We start from the raw sequence: 16902 nt of genomic DNA on the forward strand, positions 1-16902 counted from the left end.
TATCTCTGATTGACGCCGCCGTTTAGTGTCGGCTTCTCACAGCCGTTCACAGCTGTGCCAGTTCGTCGACGAGAGCCCGGCCAAGCAGTCCGGAAGCACCAATGACCGCAACTTTGAACATGACGGTCGCTCGCTTAGCGGGCTGGGCCGCTGGTCACGCCGGTCACCGTGTAACCGGCCTCGTCGATTGCGGCTTTGAGCGTGTCAACCGGTTGTGCCGATTCGACCGCCACGCGGCCGGATGCCAGATCGACCTGGACTTTAGCGGCGCCATCGTGTTCACGGATTGCGTTCGTGACCGCCGCCACGCAATGCTGGCAGCTCATGCCTTCTACCTGGAATTCGATCGTCATCGGGATTGCCTTGAAAAAATGAATGTTGCGATGCTTGAATTATGCCTGCCGATGCGCAATTGAGTGGCTGACCTTCCCACTATGGGAAGGTGTACGATCGACGCACACCCTGGGGAAACAGTCATGAACATCGGTGAAGCGGCCCGTGCGTCGGGCGTCACGGCGAAGATGATTCGCTACTACGAAAGCGTGGGCCTGCTGGCAGCGAAGGCGCGCACGAGCGCCGGCTATCGCGTATACGGGCCGCAGGAGGTCCATTCGCTGCGTTTTATCCGGCAGGCGCGCCGTCTTGGTTTTCTGGTCGAAGACATCCGCCGCTTGCTGGCGCTGTGGCACGACCGGTCGCGCGCCAGTGCCGAAGTGAAGACGATTGCGTTGGAGCACGTTGCGGAGCTCGATCGCCGCATCGCCGAACTGACCGACATGCGCGACACATTGGCGCATCTGGCGGACCATTGTCACGGCGACGAGCGCCCGGATTGCCCGATTATCGAGCGGCTCGCCGATACCGATCTGGTGTCGGGGAAGGGTTGTCACTCGATTTGAAAGCGCGAAGTGCAACCTGTCGAGGGCGTTATCGCAACCGAGCCTCAAAAAGCACCTGAATGGTGCAAATTAATATGGGGCAGTATCAATCGTCGCAAAAAAGCCGTCTTGAATTTAGATAAATCAACGACTTAAGTGCACCACGAGCGTGCACCATTCCAAAACGGAATGCACGTCATGCGGGCATTTCACTAGCAAGGTTGCACCATAAGGCTATAATCAGGGTTAACCCTTTTACGGGAAATCCCTGATGCAGAACTCACCGGGGATTCAATCTGATCCTTGGAGAACATCATGTTTGCATACGTACTTGAAAAGCTGAGCACCTGGTTTGAAACTGCAGAACGCAGCCGTCGTGAAGCCTATCTGGCGTCGTCGTCGGATATCGTTCAGCTCGAACAGCGCATCCGCTCGCTCGAAACCAATGGCTATTCGCTGTAAGTTTCAACTGCATCAAGTTTGACCCGGCAGCGCTCGTGCGCAGCCATTGCAGTAAAGTGTTGAGCCCCGTATAGACGGGGCTTTGTCACATCTGGACCACAAGAATTTCACGGCAAGTGGCGCTTCAAGGCGACTCATGGCCAATAACGACTAGCCTGACGGTTGCCGTCGCGGTAAGGTAAAGCGCTTTCTGCGCAATCCGGCATTCTCAAACTCAACCGGTCCGCCCATGCTTCCTGTCCACTCGCTCAAATCCGTCCTGGCCATGACTGCCGCAGCCTCGCTGACAACGGTTTTTGCCGTATCGGCTACATTCGCCGCGTCGAGCAATACCGCTCGCAAGCCCGTGATACTCGACTCGCAGAGCGGCATCAGCGACGGGCAGAGCGGCACCGTGCTGCAGACCGCGCCGCTCTCGCGGCAGCCGATCGTAGGGGCGCAGCCTATCGCAACGCCCACGGAGCTGGCGCCGAATTCGTCGATACCGTTCGTTGTCGCGCCCTACATCCCGGTGCCTGTCGGCGGCGGCACGCCGTCGCCACAACCGCAGCCGCAAACTCGTCCCGTGCCCCGGTCGCAATAAGCCGCAATAAGGGTCTCCGGCGCGATATCTCCCGGTAGTTCTTTTCCACCCATCCGTTGACGCTTCGAGCGGCGGGTTCTCTGTCGTGCTGCCGCATGTGCATGCGCGTCTTCAGCTAACGCGCGAGACACTAAATACGCCATTCGGGTTTCGATGCATGGCGTGCGCGACACCGTCCGACGACAATCGTTGCGCGCTCTCTCGCCAACGATGTGGACCATGCATCATGCGCAGCGCCATCGCATCGAATGAAAACAGAACAAGGAGACATCACATGCCTACTCACTGGATGCGGCGTGCCGCCAGCACTTGCGCCACGTTGCTCGCGCTGAGCGTACCCGCGGCGCTACCAGGTGCCGCGCTCGCCAAAGACACTCCGGAAAAACCCACGTTGACGATGGCTGTTGGCGGCTTGCCGGGCCTTTACTATTTGCCGGTACTCGCCGCACAGCAGTTGGGCTACTTCAAGGACGAAGGGCTGGACGTCACGCTCGAAGATTTTGCAGGCGGGTCGAAGGCGTTGGAAGCGGTCGTGGGGGGCAGTGCCGACGTGGGCGCCGGCGCATTCGAGCACACGCTGTTCATGCAGGCAAAGGGGCAACACTACCGCGCGTTCGTGCTGATGGGACGCGCGCCGCAGATCGTTGTCGCGGTGTTGAAGTCGAAGGCGGATCAGATCAAGACATTGGCGGACTTCAAGGGGGCCAAAGTCGGCGTGAGCGCGCCGGGTTCGTCGACGGATCTGGTACTTACCGTGGCTTTGCGCAAGGCAGGTGTGCAGCGCAACGAGATTTCGGCGATCGGCGTGGGCAGCGGCGCCACGGTACTGGCCGCGGTGAGCGGCGGTCAACTCGACGCGCTGTCCAACGTGGATCCGATGATGACCAAGCTGGAGCGTAGCGGCGCGATCAAAGTGCTGGTCGATACGCGTACCGTGAAAGGCACGCAGGAGGTATTCGGCGGACCGATGCCGGCGGCGACGCTCTACGCATCGGAGACTTTCATTCAGAAGTATCCGAAGACGACACAGGCGCTCGCCAATGCGATCGTGCGCGCGGACCACTGGTTGCAGACCGCGAGCGATGCCGACTTGCTGAAGATGGTGCCGCCGGCCTATTTGCTCAACGATTCGGCACTCTATGTGGAGGCATTCCACAACGTGCGCGACGCGTATTCGCCGGACGGCTTGATGCCCGCGGATGGTCCGGCGACTTCATTACGCGCCTTGTCGTCGTTCGATAACCGCCTCGATCCGAAAAAGATCGATCTGAACGCAACCTATACCAACGACTTCGCCCGCAAGGCAGCGGCGCAACTCAAGTAAGGAGTTTGGTGGTGGGTGATTTACCCGGTCGCGCACGTGTCATACCGCTGGCTAAGGCGCCCACGTGCGGCCCGGGGCGTGCTCAATCCCCGCGATATTCGACCTTGAACTGCGCGGCCTTGTCCTCGCCGAGCGCCTCGACCAGCCAGGGCATCTGGTCTTTCAGCGTTTTTGCCAGCGTATACGGCGGATTCAGGATGAACATGCCACTGCCGAACAACCCGAAGCCGTCGGTCGGCGGATTGCTGACGGTCAGGCTCACATGCAGCCAGTTGCGCTCCTGCAGCTTCTTCAACTGATCGGGGAAGCGCTGCGATTCAAGGCGTCTTACCTGCGGATACCAGACCGCGTAGGTGCCGGTCGGAAAGCGCTTCAGGCTTTCTTCGACGCAGCGCAGCGTGCGCGTGTAGTCGCGCTTGTCTTCGTATGACGGATCGAGCAGCACCAGCGCGCGGCGCGGCGCCGGCGGCAGCAACGCGAGGATGCCGTCGAAGCCGTCGCCCGCATAAAGCATTGCGCGACGGCCCGCGTCGCGGAAGTTGTGGCGCAGCACGTCGATTTCAGTGGTGTGCAGTTCGAACAGGCGCATGCGGTCCTGCTCGCGCATCTGCCGCCACGCGATGTACGGCGAGCCTGGGTAGAAGCGCAACTGGCCGTCCGGATTCAGCGCGCTCACTTCGTCAACGTACTCTGCGAAGACCGACGGCAGATCGTTACGCTCCCATAGTTTGGCGATACCGGTCTGGAACTCACCGGTTTTCGTCGCGTAGCCTTCCTTCAGCGAATAGACGCCGGCGCCCGCGTGCGTGTCGATATACCAGTAGGCTTTGTCCTTCTGGCCGAGGTAGCGCAGTAGCTGCAACACGACGGCGTGTTTCAGAACGTCGGCGTGATTGCCTGCATGAAAGGCGTGGCGGTAGCTGAGCATGATGAGGAAACACTGAAAGAGGGCGTGCCGGTCCACGGCGGATTCGGCGATGCGAGTGCAATGCGGCAGCACAACTGAAGTGCGGCGCGGTCGCGTATTGTACGCGACGCCGCGTTGCACCCCGCAGTGCGTTGCGCGCGACATAGCCCCGATGGTGCGCGGGCCATGCTCCGCGGACCGGACCGGTCCAATCGGGGCTGGACCGGTCCGGCGCGGTCGATCAGTCGTAGGCGTCGCCGATGATCGCCTCGATCCGCTCTTTGATCTCCGGCGTGATCCGTTCCGCCACCTCGGCGGATTTCATGTTCTCGCTGATCTGTTCGACGCGCGACGCGCCGGTGATCACGGTGCTCACATTCGGATTCTTCAGAATCCATGCAATCGCCAACTGGCCGATCGTGCAGCCCAGCTCGTCGGCCACTTCGCCCAGCTTGCCGACCACGTTGTTTTTGCCGGCATCGGTGACCTGCTTGCGCAGCCAGTCGTAGCCTTGCAGTTGCGCACGGCTATCGGCAGGTACGCCGTCGCGGTACTTGCCGGTGAGCAGGCCGGACGCGAGCGGGCTCCAGGTGGTCAGCCCAAGGCCGATATCCTCGTAAAGCCGCTTGTATTCCTGCTCGACGCGCTTGCGGTGGAACAGGTTGTACTGCGGCTGCTCCATGACCGGTTTGTGCAGATGATGGCGTTCAGCAATCTCGTAAGCGGCGCGGATTTCGTCGGCGCTCCATTCGGATGTGCCCCAGTACAGGGCCTTGCCGCGCGTGATCATGTCGCTCATGGCCCAGACGGTTTCTTCGACCGGCGTGTTCGGGTCAGGACGATGACAGAACACCAGATCGACATAATCGAGTTGCAGGCGTTTGAGCGATGTGTCGATGGCGTTCAGCAGATATTTGCGGTTCAGCGTGTGGTACTGGTTCGGCGCTTCGTTGAGACCCCAGAAAAATTTCGTCGATACCACATAGCTCACACGCGGCCATGCCAATTCCTTGAGCGCCTGGCCCATGATTTCTTCGGATTGGCCGGCGGCGTACACCTCGGCATTGTCGAAGAAGTTGACTCCCGCATCGCGCGCGGCTGCGAGCGACTCGCGCGCTGCACGATGATCTACCTGATTGCCGTAGGTGACCCATGAGCCGATGGACAGTTCGCTGACTTGCAGGCCCGAACGGCCCAGACGTCGATAATTCATGCATTCCTCCTTGGTAGTGATGCCGCCGGAATCCCGCTGAAACGTCCAGTTTAAAGAGATAAGGCTCGATGTGCAGTTTACGGATGCAGTTCACACGGTTCATGCACAATAGCAGCGTTGGCCGCAGTGCAGCATTCGGCTGAACGGTCTATGCCGTTTGGCTGGCTTCACGCCGCCTGCGGTCCGTGGTCTCATTGCTCATCAACTGCATGGAGGTTCTGGATGTCGTCACTGAACACGAATCTGAATGGCAAGGTTGCGGTGGTTACGGGCGCCGCGAGCGGCATCGGCAAGCAGATTGCGCTCACGCTTTCCGCCGCGGGCGCGGCGGTCGCGATCGCCGACCTGAACCAGGACGGCGCCAATGCCGTCGCTGAAGAAATCAAACAGGGCGGCGGCAAGGCAATCGGCGTGGCAATGGACGTCACGAACGAAGACGCCGTCAACCAGGGCATAGATAAAGTCGCGGCGGAACTCGGCTCGATCGATATTCTGATTTCCAACGCCGGCATCCAGATCGTCAATCCGATCGAAAACTATTCGTTTTCCGACTGGAAGAAGATGCAGGCCATCCATGTGGACGGCGCCTTCCTCACCACCAAGGCCGCGCTCAAGCACATGTACAAAGACGATCGCGGCGGCATCGTGATCTACATGGGTTCGGTCCATTCGCACGAAGCGTCGCCGCTGAAGTCCGCCTATGTGACGGCCAAGCATGCGCTGCTGGGGCTCTCACGCGTACTGGCCAAGGAAGGCGCGAAACACAATGTGCGCTCGCATGTGGTGTGTCCGGGTTTCGTGCGTACGCCGCTGGTCGACAAGCAGATTCCCGAGCAGGCCAAGGAGCTCGGCATCAGCGAAGAAGACGTGATCAAGCGCGTGATGCTGGGCGGCACGGTCGACGGCATCTTCACCACGGTGGAAGACGTCGCGCAGACAGTGCTGTTCCTGTCAACTTTCCCGACTGCGGCGCTGACCGGCCAGTCCTTTATTGTGAGCCATGGCTGGTATATGCAATAAGGAGGCGCCCATGGCGCAACGCAATCTCAAGCGGGCGCGCGTTGGCGCGCCCGGCGGCGGGGAAGGCGAGGGCGCCGGTCCGGCGCCCGCCGTGCATCCCGGCAAGAATCTCCAATTGCCGAACTACGAAACCGTCGCGTTGATGCTGCAGGGCGGTGGCGCACTCGGCGCCTATCAGGCCGGCGTCTTTCAGGGACTTTACGAAGCCGGCATCGAGCCGAACTGGCTCGCCGGCATTTCGATCGGCGCGCTGAATACGGCCATCATTGCCGGCAATCCGCCGGAGAAACGCGTCGAGCGGCTGCTGCAATTCTGGGAGACGATCTGCCAGCCGGCATTCGGGCCGCCGTTGCCGGCCTTTATCGAGCACGCGTTGTTCAATTCCAGTGAAGCCGTTCGCAAGGCCTTCACGGCGACTCAGGCGATGGGCGCGATCATGGAAGGGCAAAAGGGCTTTTTCGTGCCGCGTTTCCCGCCACCGTTGCCCACCGTCTCCGGCCCGCCGCAAACGGCGAGCTACTACGACACCACGCCGCTCAAGGCCACGCTTGAAGCGCTCTGCGACTTCGACCGCATTAATTCCGGTGAGACGCGTGTGTCGGTGGGTGCGGTGAATTGCGGTACGGGTAACTTCGCCTACTTCGATAACACGCATACGAAACTGAGGCCTGAGCATTTCATGGCGTCAGGCGCGTTGCCGCCGGGTTTCGCGGCGGTCGAAATCGACGGCCAGTTCTACTGGGACGGCGGTTTGATGTCGAACACGCCGCTCTACGAGGTGATTCAGACCACGCCGCGTCGCGATACGCTCGCGTTCCAGGTCGATCTGTGGAGCGCAGTCGGGCCGGTGCCGGACAACATCACTGATGTTCAAGGCCGCATGAAAGACATCCAGTACTCGAGCCGCACACGTCTCGTGACCGATATGCTGCAACGTTCGCAGCGTTTCCGGCATGTGCTGCGCGAGGTGCTCGATCGCGTGCCGTCCGACCAGCGCGACGATCCGTGGTGCAAGCTGGCGGATGATCTATCGTGTTCGAAGCGCTACAACGTGATCCACCTCATCTATCGGGAGAAGGAATACGAAGGGCACTTCAAGGACTTCCAGTTCGGCCTCTCTACAATGCGTGAGCATTGGAAAAGCGGTCTGGACGATATCCGGCAGTCGCTCGCGCAACCCGATTGGCTCGACATGCCTGATAACGACGCAGGGTTTGTCACGCACGATATCCATCGGGATTCCCGCTGAAACGGCCGTAGGTGCCAAAGTAGTGCCGGTAGCGGGACGCAATCGGCAGGTGACACTCACACGTCCAGCAACAGTCCATCAATAAAAAACGGCGCCCGAAAGGGCGCCGTTTCTACAAGCAGCTCAAGCAATTCAAGTTCGAGCAGCAACAGCCAAGCAAAGCGCGGGCAACAAACGCTCGCGCTCCAAAACGCCTTACTTCAGCACGTGAGCGACCGCGTTAGCCACCACGTCGAGGTTGCGCGTATTCAGCGCAGCCACGCAGATGCGGCCCGTGCTCACAGCGTAGATGCCGAATTCTTCGCGCAGACGGTCCACTTGCGGCGCCGTCAGACCCGAATACGAGAACATGCCGCGTTGTGCGTTCACGAAGCTGAAATCGCGATCCACGCCACTGGCCTTCAGACGTTCGACCAGACCGTTGCGCATTGCGCGGATACGGTCACGCATTTCGGCGAGTTCGCTTTCCCACATGGCGCGCAGTTCAGCCGATGCGAGTACCGCAGCAACCACCGAGCCGCCGTGCGTCGGCGGGTTCGAGTAGTTCGTGCGGATTACGCGCTTCAGTTGCGACAGCACGCGAGCCGATTCTTCCTTGCTTGCCGTGATGATCGACAGGGCGCCGATACGCTCGCCGTACAGCGAGAACGACTTCGAGAACGACGACGACACGAACACGTTCAGTTCCGATGCCGCGAACAGACGGACCGCTGCAGCGTCGGATTCGATGTTGTCGCCGAAACCCTGATAAGCGATGTCGAGGAACGGCACCAGATCGCGCGCCTTGACGACTTCGACGATCTGCTTCCACTGGTCGACAGTCAGGTCGACGCCGGTCGGGTTGTGGCAGCACGCGTGCAGCACGACAACCGTGCCCGCTGCATAGCTGTTCAGCGCGCTCAGCATGCCTTCGAAGTTCACGCCGTGCGTGTGCGCGTCGTAGTACGGATAGTTCACGACTTCGAAGCCGGCGCTTTCGAACAGCGCGCGGTGGTTTTCCCAGCTCGGATCGCTGATCGCGACCTTGGCGTTCGGGTTCACACGCTTCAGGAAATCAGCGCCGATTTTCAGCGCGCCCGTGCCGCCCAGTGCTTGCGCCGTCACGACGCGGCCCGCGGCGATCAGTGGCGAGTCGTTGCCGAGCAGCAGTTTCTGCACGGCAGCGTCGTAGGCAGCGATGCCTTCGATCGGCAGATAGCCACGCGGCAGCGCGGCTTCGACGCGTGCCTTTTCCGCGTCGCGCACGGCGCGCAGCAGCGGAATCTTGCCTTCTTCATTGAAGTACACACCAACGCCAAGGTTGACCTTGGTGGCGCGCGCATCGGCGTTGAAGGCTTCGTTCAGGCCCAGAATCGGGTCGCGGGGAGCAAGTTCGACGGCGGAGAACAGAGACATGATGGATGGGCAGCAGTTGTGAAAAGAGGGCGGCTTCAAGCGCGGGCGGCCCGGCCAACGGTGTCTGACGGACAATTCAGACGGCGGGCGGGCATCGGCGAGCGAGCGCAACTTGCCATTGTAGCGAATTCACGGGCGTTTTTCGGGCGACAAAGCCTGCTGGAGCGAATTATTTGCTTGAAAAACAGGCACTCCGGTGTCATGTCGTCGTAGCGGATTTGCGTAGGACGAAGCCGCCGAAGGCCGAACAGCGGCCTAGAGCCGACGGGAAATCGCCTCTGCATCGACCGCCTGGCGTGCCTCCCTCCACCCCCGCAATCCCTACGCCGACCCGCTCAGCCCGGGTTCCCGCAACCCGTTAGAATAGTTCTTTGCCCAAGGCCCGGTGCCGCCCCCATGTCCGAACAACATCTGACTGAAGTCGACGAGACGCTTGACGAATCCAAATTCGTCGCGTTCGAAGGCTCGCCGTTCCAGCTTTACCAGCCGTATCCGCCCGCGGGCGACCAGCCCACGGCGATCGACACGCTCGTCGAAGGCATCGAGGACGGGTTGTCGTTCCAGACGCTGCTCGGCGTGACCGGCTCCGGCAAAACCTTCACGATGGCCAACACCATCGCGCGGCTCGGCCGGCCGGCGATCGTGTTCGCGCCGAACAAGACACTCGCCGCGCAGCTCTATTCGGAGTTTCGCGAGTTCTTTCCGCGCAATGCGGTCGAGTACTTCGTCTCGTACTACGACTACTACCAGCCGGAAGCGTATGTGCCGCAGCGCGACCTGTTCATCGAGAAAGATTCGTCGATCAACGAGCACATCGAGCAGATGCGGCTGTCGGCCACCAAGAGCCTGATGGAGCGGCGCGACGTGATCATCGTCGGCACGGTGTCGGCGATTTACGGTATCGGCAACCCGTCGGAATATCACAAGATGATTCTGACGCTACGCACCGGCGACAAGCTCGGCCAGCGCGACATCATCGCCCGGCTGATCGCGATGCAGTACAACCGCAATGAAGCCGACTTCCAGCGCGGTTCGTTCCGCGTGCGCGGCGACACGATCGATATTTTCCCGGCCGAGCACGCCGAAATGGCGGTGCGCATCGAGTTATTCGACGACGAGGTTGAGACGCTGCAACTGTTCGATCCGCTCACCGGCCGCGTGCGGCAGAAGATTTCCCGCTTCACCGTGTACCCGTCGTCGCACTATGTGACGCCGCGCGATACCGTGGTGCGCGCGGTCGAAACGATCAAGACCGAACTGCGCGACCGGCTCGAGTTCTTCTATAGCAACGGAAAGCTCGTCGAAGCGCAGCGGCTCGAGCAGCGCACCCGCTTCGATCTGGAAATGCTGCAGGAGTTGGGCTTCTGCAAGGGCATCGAGAACTACTCGCGGCACTTCTCGGGCCCAGCACCCGGCGAGCCGCCGCCGACGCTGGTTGACTATTTGCCGCCCGACGCGCTGATGCTGCTCGACGAGTCGCATGTGCTGATCGGCCAGTTGAACGGCATGTATAACGGCGACCGGGCGCGTAAAGAGAATCTGGTCGACTACGGTTTTCGCTTGCCGTCGGCGCTCGACAATCGCCCGCTCAAGTTCAACGAGTTCGAGCGCAAGATGCGCCAGGTCGTGTTCGTGTCGGCCACGCCGGCCGATTACGAAAAGAAAACGGCGGGGCAAGTGGCCGAGCAGCTGGTGCGTCCGACTGGCCTCGTCGATCCGGAAATCGAGGTGCGTCCGGCGCGTACCCAGGTCGACGATGTGCTGGCCGAAATCAACGAGCGTGTCAAAGTGGGCGACCGTGTGCTGGTCACGGTGCTGACCAAGCGGATGGCCGAGCAGTTGACCGAATTTCTGGCCGACCACGGCGTCAAGGTGCGCTACCTGCACAGCGACATCGATACGGTGGAGCGGGTCGAAATCATCCGCGATCTGCGGCTGGGCACGTTCGACGTGCTGGTCGGGATCAACCTGCTGCGCGAGGGGCTGGATATTCCGGAAGTTTCGCTGGTTGCGATTCTCGACGCGGACAAGGAAGGTTTCCTGCGCGCCGAGCGCTCGCTGATCCAGACCATCGGCCGGGCGGCGCGTAACGTGAACGGTAAAGCGATTCTCTACGCGGACCGGGTGACCGATTCGATGCGCCGCGCCATCGACGAAACCGAGCGGCGGCGCGCCAAGCAGATCGCCTACAACCTGGAGCACGGCATTACGCCGCGCGGCGTGGTCAAACGGATTCGTGACATCATCGACGGGGTGTACAACGTCGACGACGCTCGCGCCGAGCTGAAGGAACAGCAGACTCGGGCGAAATTCGAGGACATGTCCGAGAAGCAGCTCGCCAAGGAACTCAAGCGCCTCGAAAAGCAGATGATGGAGCACGCCAAGAATCTCGAGTTCGAAAAGGCCGCACAGACCCGCGACCAATTGGCGCTGCTGCGGCAGCGCGTATTTGGCGCGAACGTCGGCGACCACGTGCCCGGCGTCGAATAAATTCTTCCTGCTTATCAAGGAAGGCGCGAAGAAAGGCGCGGCAATGTGCCGCGCCTTGCCTTTCCAGCGCATTGCACCCCGCCAACACCGTCCCTGCGCTTCCCTTAACACCGCCTTAAGACCCTGCTCCGATAAGGCTTTGGGTGTCTCCTCGTTTGTTCTCCCTGCCGATCAATGATAAACTCGACCAATATTGAGAATGGTTCGCATTAACGTTCGTAATGCGATTGTCTGCGGTCTGTCGCCCCTGTCAGTGGACGTGGGGACCGCGGCTTAAAAAGCATGCGCACCGCACTGTTCCAATGAGTTCGATTCCAGTCTGATAAAAACAAGGAGTTTCAATGCGGATTTCTTCATTTGTGCGTGGTGGCGCAGCAGCGGTGGCCGCGGTAGCGGCGCTCTCCGCAACGGCAGCGGAATACCCGATCGGCAAGCACCAGATTCAGGGCGGCATGGAAATCGGTGCGGTCTATCTGCAGCCGATCACGATGGAACCCGAAGGCATGATGCGCAAGGCGTCGGATTCGGACGTCCACCTGGAAGCCGACATCCACGCAGTCAAGAACAATCCGACCGGTTTCGCCGAAGGCGACTGGATGCCGTATCTGCAAGTTCGCTATGAATTGACCAAAGCCGGTTCGAATCAGACTCAGAAGGGCGACATGATGGCGATGGTCGCCAACGACGGTCCGCATTACGGCGACAACGTCAAGCTGCAGGGCCCCGGCAAATACCACCTGAAGCTCGTGGTCGACGCGCCGATGCAAACCGGCCACATGGCTTTCGGCCGTCACGTCGACAAGGAAACCGGCGTGGGTCCGTGGTTCAAGCCGATCACGCTCGAATACGACTTCACGTACGCGGGCATCGGCAAGAAGGGCGGGTACTGATCAACGCGGATCAACGCGAATCATCACGGTTTGCCGCGCCAAACGCGGAGCGAACCGCATGAATGAATGCAGCAGACGGCGCCAGGCATGAACCTCGGCGCCGCGTTTTCCGGAAAGGCTAATGAGAATTAACCGAAAAATCGCGATCCTCGCCATGACCGCTTTGACGGTGGGGGCCGCGCACGCAGCGGATCTGCCGACCTTCAACCTGGAAATGAACGACGGCAAGCTCAATCCGGCGCGCATCGAAGTGCCGGCAGGGCAGCGCATCAAGATCGCGATACGCAACACCGGCAAGGGCGCGGCCGAATTCGAAAGCGTGCAGTTGCGTAAAGAGAAAGTGCTGGCGCCGGGCGGGGATTCGTTCGTCGTCATCGCTCCGCTCTCGCCGGGCGAGTACAAGTTCTTCGACGATTTCCATCAGCAGGCGCAGGGCGTGATCGTCGCGAAGTAATAGTCATGGCTTGGGGTGCGAGCGCATGCCTTGAGCAACCGGGTTACGCGTTCGCCAAAGCAGTAGCAGGGTAGAAGGGAGAGCTTGGATGGGTCAGATTTTGTTCATCGTGTGGCGGGAAAGCGTTGAGGCCTTGCTGGTCGTCGGCATCCTGTACGCGTGGTTGAAAAATGGCGACGACGATGCGCGCCGCGGTTTGCCGTACCTGTGGGGCGGCGTCGCGGCCGGTGTGGTCGCGGCGGTCGCGCTCGGCGCGGCGCTGGTTGGTTTCACCGAAGTGCTCTCCGGTGACGCGCAGGACTATTTCCAGACCGCAATGGTGCTGGTTGCGTGTGTGCTGATCGTGCAGATGGTGCTGTGGATGAAGCAGCACGGCCGGTCCCTCAAGCGCGACATGGAACAGTCGCTGCAAAAGAGCAAGCGCGATTCGAACTGGTGGGGTGTCGCCTTGCTGGTCGCCTTGGCAATCGCGCGCGAAGGCAGTGAAACAGTGATCTTCCTGTACGGTCTCGGCTTTGGCCAATCGGGTCACGTGGATGGTAGCCAGATGCTCGCTGTGATCATCGGCCTCGGTCTCGCATTGCTGACCTTCTACGTGCTGCAGTTGGGCGGCAAGTATTTCTCGTGGCGGCTCTTCTTCCGTGTCACTGAAATCATGCTGCTGTTCCTCGGCGCGGGTCTGTTCCAGACCGGTGTCGACAAGCTGATCGACAAGGAATTTCTGCCGACGATCATCGACCAGATGTGGAACTCGTCGGCCATCCTCGACGACTCGAGTACCTTCGGTTCGCTGGTCGCGACGCTTACCGGTTATCGCGCCCACCCTGCGCTGATGAATCTGGTCGCCTATGCCGTGTACTGGTTGGTTGTCTATCTGTTGGTGCGCCGCGCGAATCGCAAACCGGCGCAGCAGGCCGCGGGGCGCGCGGCATGAGTACCGTTATGACCCGCCCGGGCCGCCTTGCCGCGGCCGGGCAGTGGATGCAGCGTCACGGCGGTTTGATCCGCGGCATTCAGTGGGTTGTGGTGGCGGTGTACGCGTTCCTGATTCTCGTGCCGGCGGTGATGCCGCTGCCGGACGACACCGCGCATCTGTGGACCAACCTGACGCTTGCCGCGCAGTTCGTGTTCTGGGGCATCTGGTGGCCGTTCGTGCTGCTGTCGATGGTGATGCTCGGTCGTGTCTGGTGCGGCGTGCTGTGTCCGGAAGGCGCGCTCGCCGAATTTGCCAGCAAATATGGCCGCGGTTGGGCGATTCCGCGCTGGATGCGCTGGGGCGGCTGGCCGTTCGTCGCGTTCGGCATCACCACCATCTATGGGCAGATGGTCAGCGTCTACCAGTATCCGAAAGCGGTGCTGCTGGTGCTCGGCGGCTCGACCTTCGCGGCGATGATCATCGGCCTGCTGTACGGACGCGAGAAGCGCGTCTGGTGCAAGTACCTGTGCCCCGTCAATGGGGTTTTTTCGCTACTGGCGCGTCTCGCGCCGTTCCATTACAAAGTCGATGAAGACGCGTGGCGCCGTTCGTACAAGAACGGCGAACATGGGCATCGCGTGATTCCAATCAACTGCGCGCCGCTGGTGCCGCTGCGCAATATGAAGGGCGCGTCGGACTGTCATATGTGCGGCCGTTGCAGCGGACATCGCGACGCGATCGCGCTGACGTGGCGTGCGCCGTCGTCGGAAGTCGTGCAGCTCGGCGACAAACAGGCGAACCCGTGGGACACCGCATTGATCCTGTACGGCCTGCTCGGCATCGCGATCGGCGCATTCCACTGGACCGCTTCGCGCTGGTTCGTCGACCTGAAGATGTTCTTCGCCACCTGGCTGGTCGATCATGACATCTCGTGGCCGCTCGACACCAACGCGCCGTGGTTCCTGTTCACGCATTACCCCGAGCAGAACGACGTGTTCTCGTGGCTCGACGGCACGATGGTGATCGGCTACATCCTCGCCACGGCGCTGGTGTACGGCACGGTGCTGCTGGTGCTGTTGATGGGCGCGTCGCGCATGCTGGGGCGCTTCAGCTTCGTGCGTCTGCATCATTTGACGCAAGGCCTGATTCCGATTGCCGGCGCAGGTGTGTTCCTCGGCTTGTCGGCGACTACGCTGTCGCTGCTGCGCGCGGAGCACCTGTCGTTGTGGTGGGCGTCGGATATGCGTATCGCGATACTGGCGATTGCCAACCTGTGGAGCGCGTGGCTCGCCTGGCTCGTCACACGTCGCTATAGCGAGCGCTTCGGTCAACGCGGCCTCGCGATGGTATGGTTCGCAGCGGCGCTGGCGGTGGTCGATAGCGCATGGTGGCTCATGTTCTGGGGCTGGGCTTCGAAGTAAGTCTTAACGCTTCAACGCGCTGCCGGGAGCCGATCGGCGCCGTGCAAAACAAAAGCCGTGGAGATGACAGCATCCCACGGCTTTTTCATTTTCTGCATGTGCGACACACGTCGTGTCGTGTATCCGCATTGGGTGAGAACCAAAAAAGCGGCCTGGCTGGCTGCGACGACTGGCTTGGTGTCTGCACGAAGGGGTCTAGTTCTCACGTGCAAGCCGTCGTGGCTGGCTAATGCCTAACACCTCTCGAGGAGGTGGTCCCCACAATACCCGGTTCGGTGTTGCCTGTTACTTCGTCAGGATCAGCTTGCCTAACCGCGTTGCACGCAGTTGGTAGGTCTCGCCGTTATGCAGGATGCTGACGTGGCTATGTCCTTGCAGCAGCGCGTCGCTGCGCACGACCCGATCCGACTTCTCGCTCGTCTCGTTGGCGTGATCCGCTGCCGGCTTCGCGGCGGTTGCCGTCGCCGTCGATGCTTTCGGACGGCTGGTCAGCGCGGCCGCCGGGCGGCGCAGGCTGAGTGTGGAAGAGCGGTTGAGATCGGTCATTCGTTTTTGCTGTTGGTCGATTCGATGGATTAATTCTAAATGATAACTATTCCCATTTACAAGAAAGAGAAATTCATCGGATTCAACTTTCGATAGTTGAATGATACGGGCGGAACGCCCGCACACGCATCAATGCAATGAACCGGGTTCTTGCCTCGCCTGCACGTACTGGCGGATCAGTCGCACGGTATCGATATCGTTCTCGCGATACGCTGACTTCACGATCTCTTGCGTCGTCACAGCGTCCTGGTCGTCGGAGACCGGCAAGGTGGTCGTGTATTCGAAGCGCAGGAACAATTGCAATTCGTCAGGCTGCTCGATCGTCATGGTCAGCGAGCCGCCGACATAGTCCGCGGTCGGCAGAATGTCGTAACGCACGCTCTGGCGATCCTGCAGCGTGACACGGTCGCGCACGGTGGCCTTGCCGTAGTGCAGCTCCCGTTCGAGCGTGTCGCCTTCGCGCGAAAGGATGGTGCAACTATCGAGTCCGATCACGAACAGTTGCGGCTGTTCGGCGCGCAGCACGAGGCCTTCCCATAACTGCTCGCGGGTCATCGAGTCGACAAACGGATTCAACGGATCGTTGATCTGGATAAGGTGTTCGAAATTCAAAACGACGGCTTCCTATGAAAGCGTTGCATAACGTTCAGCCCGGCTGAGCCAACCACACCATTGTCGCGCTCGGCGAGCTATCGCGCCAATGTGTCGACGCGTGCGGCTCGCATGGCTTCAGGCGACGGCAAGACCCGAACGGATCGTGATCGAATGTGTGAGGATCTTGTGAACCGGGCACGCATTGGCAATCTGCAAGAGCCGTTCCCGCTGCTCGTCGGACAGATCGCCTTCCAGCATGATCTTGCGGTCGATGGTCGAACCCGCGTCGCCGGTTTCAAGCGACAGCGCCACGCGCACGTCGGCGAGCGGCCAGCCCTTACGCTGAGCGTACATCTTCAGCGTGATCGACGTACAGGCGCCGAGGCTCGACAGCAACAGCGCGACGGGCGTCGGCCCGCGATCACCGCCGCCAAGCGACTCGGGTTCGTCGGCGAGCCACGTGTGCTTGCCGTCATCGAAAAGGACCTGGAAATTCGTCGAACCGATGTGGGCGGTGACGGTGGACTCTGCCATGCGCGCTCCTGAACAGGGACGGAAAT

At 60.9% G+C, this 16902-nt stretch carries 18 protein-coding genes; 11 read left to right on the plus strand and 7 right to left on the minus strand.

What is annotated here, in order from left to right; translation table 11 throughout:
- Positions 1–134: 134 nt before the first annotated feature.
- Entirely contained in the window at positions 135–353 is a 219-nt protein-coding gene (locus tag M0D67_RS38660; protein WP_154567275.1) for a heavy-metal-associated domain-containing protein, read from the minus strand.
- A gap of 123 nt (positions 354–476) precedes the next feature.
- On the opposite strand from M0D67_RS38660, the gene cueR reads away from it, so the two are divergent.
- The 4 genes from cueR to M0D67_RS38680 all read left to right on the plus strand — a co-directional run bounded on the left by cueR (position 477) and on the right by M0D67_RS38680 (position 3247).
- Entirely contained in the window at positions 477–899 is a 423-nt protein-coding gene (gene cueR, locus M0D67_RS38665; RefSeq protein ID WP_154567274.1) for a Cu(I)-responsive transcriptional regulator, read from the plus strand.
- Positions 900–1193: 294 nt separating this feature from the next.
- On the plus strand, positions 1194–1340 hold the full coding sequence (locus M0D67_RS38670) for a DUF3563 family protein (protein WP_074284875.1): 147 nt from the start codon (positions 1194–1196) through the stop codon (positions 1338–1340).
- A gap of 229 nt (positions 1341–1569) precedes the next feature.
- Entirely contained in the window at positions 1570–1923 is a 354-nt protein-coding gene (locus M0D67_RS38675; protein ID WP_154567273.1) for a hypothetical protein, read from the plus strand.
- Between the two features lie 274 nt (positions 1924–2197).
- Positions 2198–3247: an ABC transporter substrate-binding protein gene (locus tag M0D67_RS38680; RefSeq protein ID WP_154567272.1), complete on the plus strand. Its 1050-nt coding sequence runs from the start codon at positions 2198–2200 to the stop codon at positions 3245–3247.
- Positions 3248–3329: 82 nt separating this feature from the next.
- On the opposite strand, the gene M0D67_RS38685 is transcribed toward M0D67_RS38680, so the two are convergent.
- Together M0D67_RS38685 and M0D67_RS38690 are read right to left on the minus strand one after the other, a co-directional pair.
- Positions 3330–4175 (minus strand): 23S rRNA (adenine(2030)-N(6))-methyltransferase RlmJ, encoded by an 846-nt coding sequence (locus tag M0D67_RS38685; protein WP_054042170.1) that lies wholly within the window; start codon positions 4173–4175, stop codon positions 3330–3332.
- Between the two features lie 220 nt (positions 4176–4395).
- The gene (locus M0D67_RS38690) at positions 4396–5367 is read right to left on the minus strand and encodes an aldo/keto reductase (RefSeq protein ID WP_266242629.1); all 972 of its coding nucleotides are present in this window, start codon (positions 5365–5367) and stop codon (positions 4396–4398) included.
- A gap of 222 nt (positions 5368–5589) precedes the next feature.
- Here M0D67_RS38690 and M0D67_RS38695 point away from each other — a divergent pair, with 222 nt between their 5' ends.
- On the plus strand, positions 5590–6387 hold the full coding sequence (locus M0D67_RS38695) for a 3-hydroxybutyrate dehydrogenase (RefSeq protein ID WP_154567270.1): 798 nt from the start codon (positions 5590–5592) through the stop codon (positions 6385–6387).
- Between the two features lie 10 nt (positions 6388–6397).
- Positions 6398–7636 (plus strand): patatin-like phospholipase family protein, encoded by a 1239-nt coding sequence (locus M0D67_RS38700; protein ID WP_154567269.1) that lies wholly within the window; start codon positions 6398–6400, stop codon positions 7634–7636.
- A gap of 195 nt (positions 7637–7831) precedes the next feature.
- Here M0D67_RS38700 and M0D67_RS38705 read toward each other — a convergent pair whose 3' ends face one another.
- Positions 7832–9031 (minus strand): amino acid aminotransferase, encoded by a 1200-nt coding sequence (locus tag M0D67_RS38705; protein WP_154567268.1) that lies wholly within the window; start codon positions 9029–9031, stop codon positions 7832–7834.
- Positions 9032–9427: 396 nt separating this feature from the next.
- Between M0D67_RS38705 and uvrB the strand changes: the two genes are divergently transcribed.
- From uvrB to M0D67_RS38730, 5 genes are all read left to right on the plus strand, one after another.
- On the plus strand, positions 9428–11521 hold the full coding sequence (gene uvrB / locus M0D67_RS38710) for an excinuclease ABC subunit UvrB (RefSeq protein ID WP_266242633.1): 2094 nt from the start codon (positions 9428–9430) through the stop codon (positions 11519–11521).
- Between the two features lie 341 nt (positions 11522–11862).
- Positions 11863–12411 carry an iron transporter gene (locus tag M0D67_RS38715; protein ID WP_154565519.1) on the plus strand — a complete coding sequence of 183 codons (549 nt, stop codon included), beginning with the start codon at positions 11863–11865 and terminating at the stop codon, positions 12409–12411.
- A gap of 121 nt (positions 12412–12532) precedes the next feature.
- On the plus strand, positions 12533–12865 hold the full coding sequence (locus M0D67_RS38720; protein ID WP_154565520.1) for a cupredoxin domain-containing protein: 333 nt from the start codon (positions 12533–12535) through the stop codon (positions 12863–12865).
- 88 nt (positions 12866–12953) lie between these two features.
- Positions 12954–13799 carry an FTR1 family protein gene (locus M0D67_RS38725; RefSeq protein WP_154565521.1) on the plus strand — a complete coding sequence of 282 codons (846 nt, stop codon included), beginning with the start codon at positions 12954–12956 and terminating at the stop codon, positions 13797–13799.
- The gene (locus tag M0D67_RS38730; protein WP_154565522.1) at positions 13796–15202 is read left to right on the plus strand and encodes a 4Fe-4S binding protein; all 1407 of its coding nucleotides are present in this window, start codon (positions 13796–13798) and stop codon (positions 15200–15202) included. The genes M0D67_RS38725 and M0D67_RS38730 overlap by 4 nt, the downstream gene beginning before the upstream one ends.
- A gap of 285 nt (positions 15203–15487) precedes the next feature.
- On the opposite strand, the gene hemP is transcribed toward M0D67_RS38730, so the two are convergent.
- The 3 genes from hemP to M0D67_RS38745 form a co-directional block, all read right to left on the minus strand.
- Positions 15488–15748, minus strand: coding sequence for a hemin uptake protein HemP (hemP, locus tag M0D67_RS38735; protein WP_154565523.1), 261 nt, complete (start codon positions 15746–15748; stop codon positions 15488–15490).
- A gap of 129 nt (positions 15749–15877) precedes the next feature.
- Entirely contained in the window at positions 15878–16360 is a 483-nt protein-coding gene (locus tag M0D67_RS38740; RefSeq protein ID WP_154565524.1) for an SRPBCC family protein, read from the minus strand.
- 117 nt (positions 16361–16477) lie between these two features.
- Complete coding sequence (locus M0D67_RS38745) at positions 16478–16876, minus strand: OsmC family protein (protein WP_154565525.1); 399 nt, start codon at positions 16874–16876, stop codon at positions 16478–16480.
- Between the last annotated feature and the right edge of the window lie 26 nt (positions 16877–16902).

This window comes from Paraburkholderia sp. SECH4 (assembly GCF_030511745.1).
GTDB classification, from domain to species: Bacteria; Pseudomonadota; Gammaproteobacteria; order Burkholderiales; family Burkholderiaceae; genus Paraburkholderia; species Paraburkholderia madseniana.

What these genes read in the sequence shown, in the direction of transcription:
- M0D67_RS38660 (WP_154567275.1), bottom strand. Translation starts at nt 353, where the DNA reads ATGACGATCGAATTCCAGGTAGAAGGCATGAGCTGCCAGCATTGCGTG.
- cueR (WP_154567274.1), top strand. Translation starts at nt 477, where the DNA reads ATGAACATCGGTGAAGCGGCCCGTGCGTCGGGCGTCACGGCGAAGATG.
- M0D67_RS38670 (WP_074284875.1), top strand. Translation starts at nt 1,194, where the DNA reads ATGTTTGCATACGTACTTGAAAAGCTGAGCACCTGGTTTGAAACTGCA.
- M0D67_RS38675 (WP_154567273.1), top strand. Translation starts at nt 1,570, where the DNA reads ATGCTTCCTGTCCACTCGCTCAAATCCGTCCTGGCCATGACTGCCGCA.
- M0D67_RS38680 (WP_154567272.1), top strand. Translation starts at nt 2,198, where the DNA reads ATGCCTACTCACTGGATGCGGCGTGCCGCCAGCACTTGCGCCACGTTG.
- M0D67_RS38685 (WP_054042170.1), bottom strand. Translation starts at nt 4,175, where the DNA reads ATGCTCAGCTACCGCCACGCCTTTCATGCAGGCAATCACGCCGACGTT.
- M0D67_RS38690 (WP_266242629.1), bottom strand. Translation starts at nt 5,367, where the DNA reads ATGAATTATCGACGTCTGGGCCGTTCGGGCCTGCAAGTCAGCGAACTG.
- M0D67_RS38695 (WP_154567270.1), top strand. Translation starts at nt 5,590, where the DNA reads ATGTCGTCACTGAACACGAATCTGAATGGCAAGGTTGCGGTGGTTACG.
- M0D67_RS38700 (WP_154567269.1), top strand. Translation starts at nt 6,398, where the DNA reads ATGGCGCAACGCAATCTCAAGCGGGCGCGCGTTGGCGCGCCCGGCGGC.
- M0D67_RS38705 (WP_154567268.1), bottom strand. Translation starts at nt 9,031, where the DNA reads ATGTCTCTGTTCTCCGCCGTCGAACTTGCTCCCCGCGACCCGATTCTG.
- uvrB (WP_266242633.1), top strand. Translation starts at nt 9,428, where the DNA reads ATGTCCGAACAACATCTGACTGAAGTCGACGAGACGCTTGACGAATCC.
- M0D67_RS38715 (WP_154565519.1), top strand. Translation starts at nt 11,863, where the DNA reads ATGCGGATTTCTTCATTTGTGCGTGGTGGCGCAGCAGCGGTGGCCGCG.
- M0D67_RS38720 (WP_154565520.1), top strand. Translation starts at nt 12,533, where the DNA reads ATGAGAATTAACCGAAAAATCGCGATCCTCGCCATGACCGCTTTGACG.
- M0D67_RS38725 (WP_154565521.1), top strand. Translation starts at nt 12,954, where the DNA reads ATGGGTCAGATTTTGTTCATCGTGTGGCGGGAAAGCGTTGAGGCCTTG.
- M0D67_RS38730 (WP_154565522.1), top strand. Translation starts at nt 13,796, where the DNA reads ATGAGTACCGTTATGACCCGCCCGGGCCGCCTTGCCGCGGCCGGGCAG.
- hemP (WP_154565523.1), bottom strand. Translation starts at nt 15,748, where the DNA reads ATGACCGATCTCAACCGCTCTTCCACACTCAGCCTGCGCCGCCCGGCG.
- M0D67_RS38745 (WP_154565525.1), bottom strand. Translation starts at nt 16,876, where the DNA reads ATGGCAGAGTCCACCGTCACCGCCCACATCGGTTCGACGAATTTCCAG.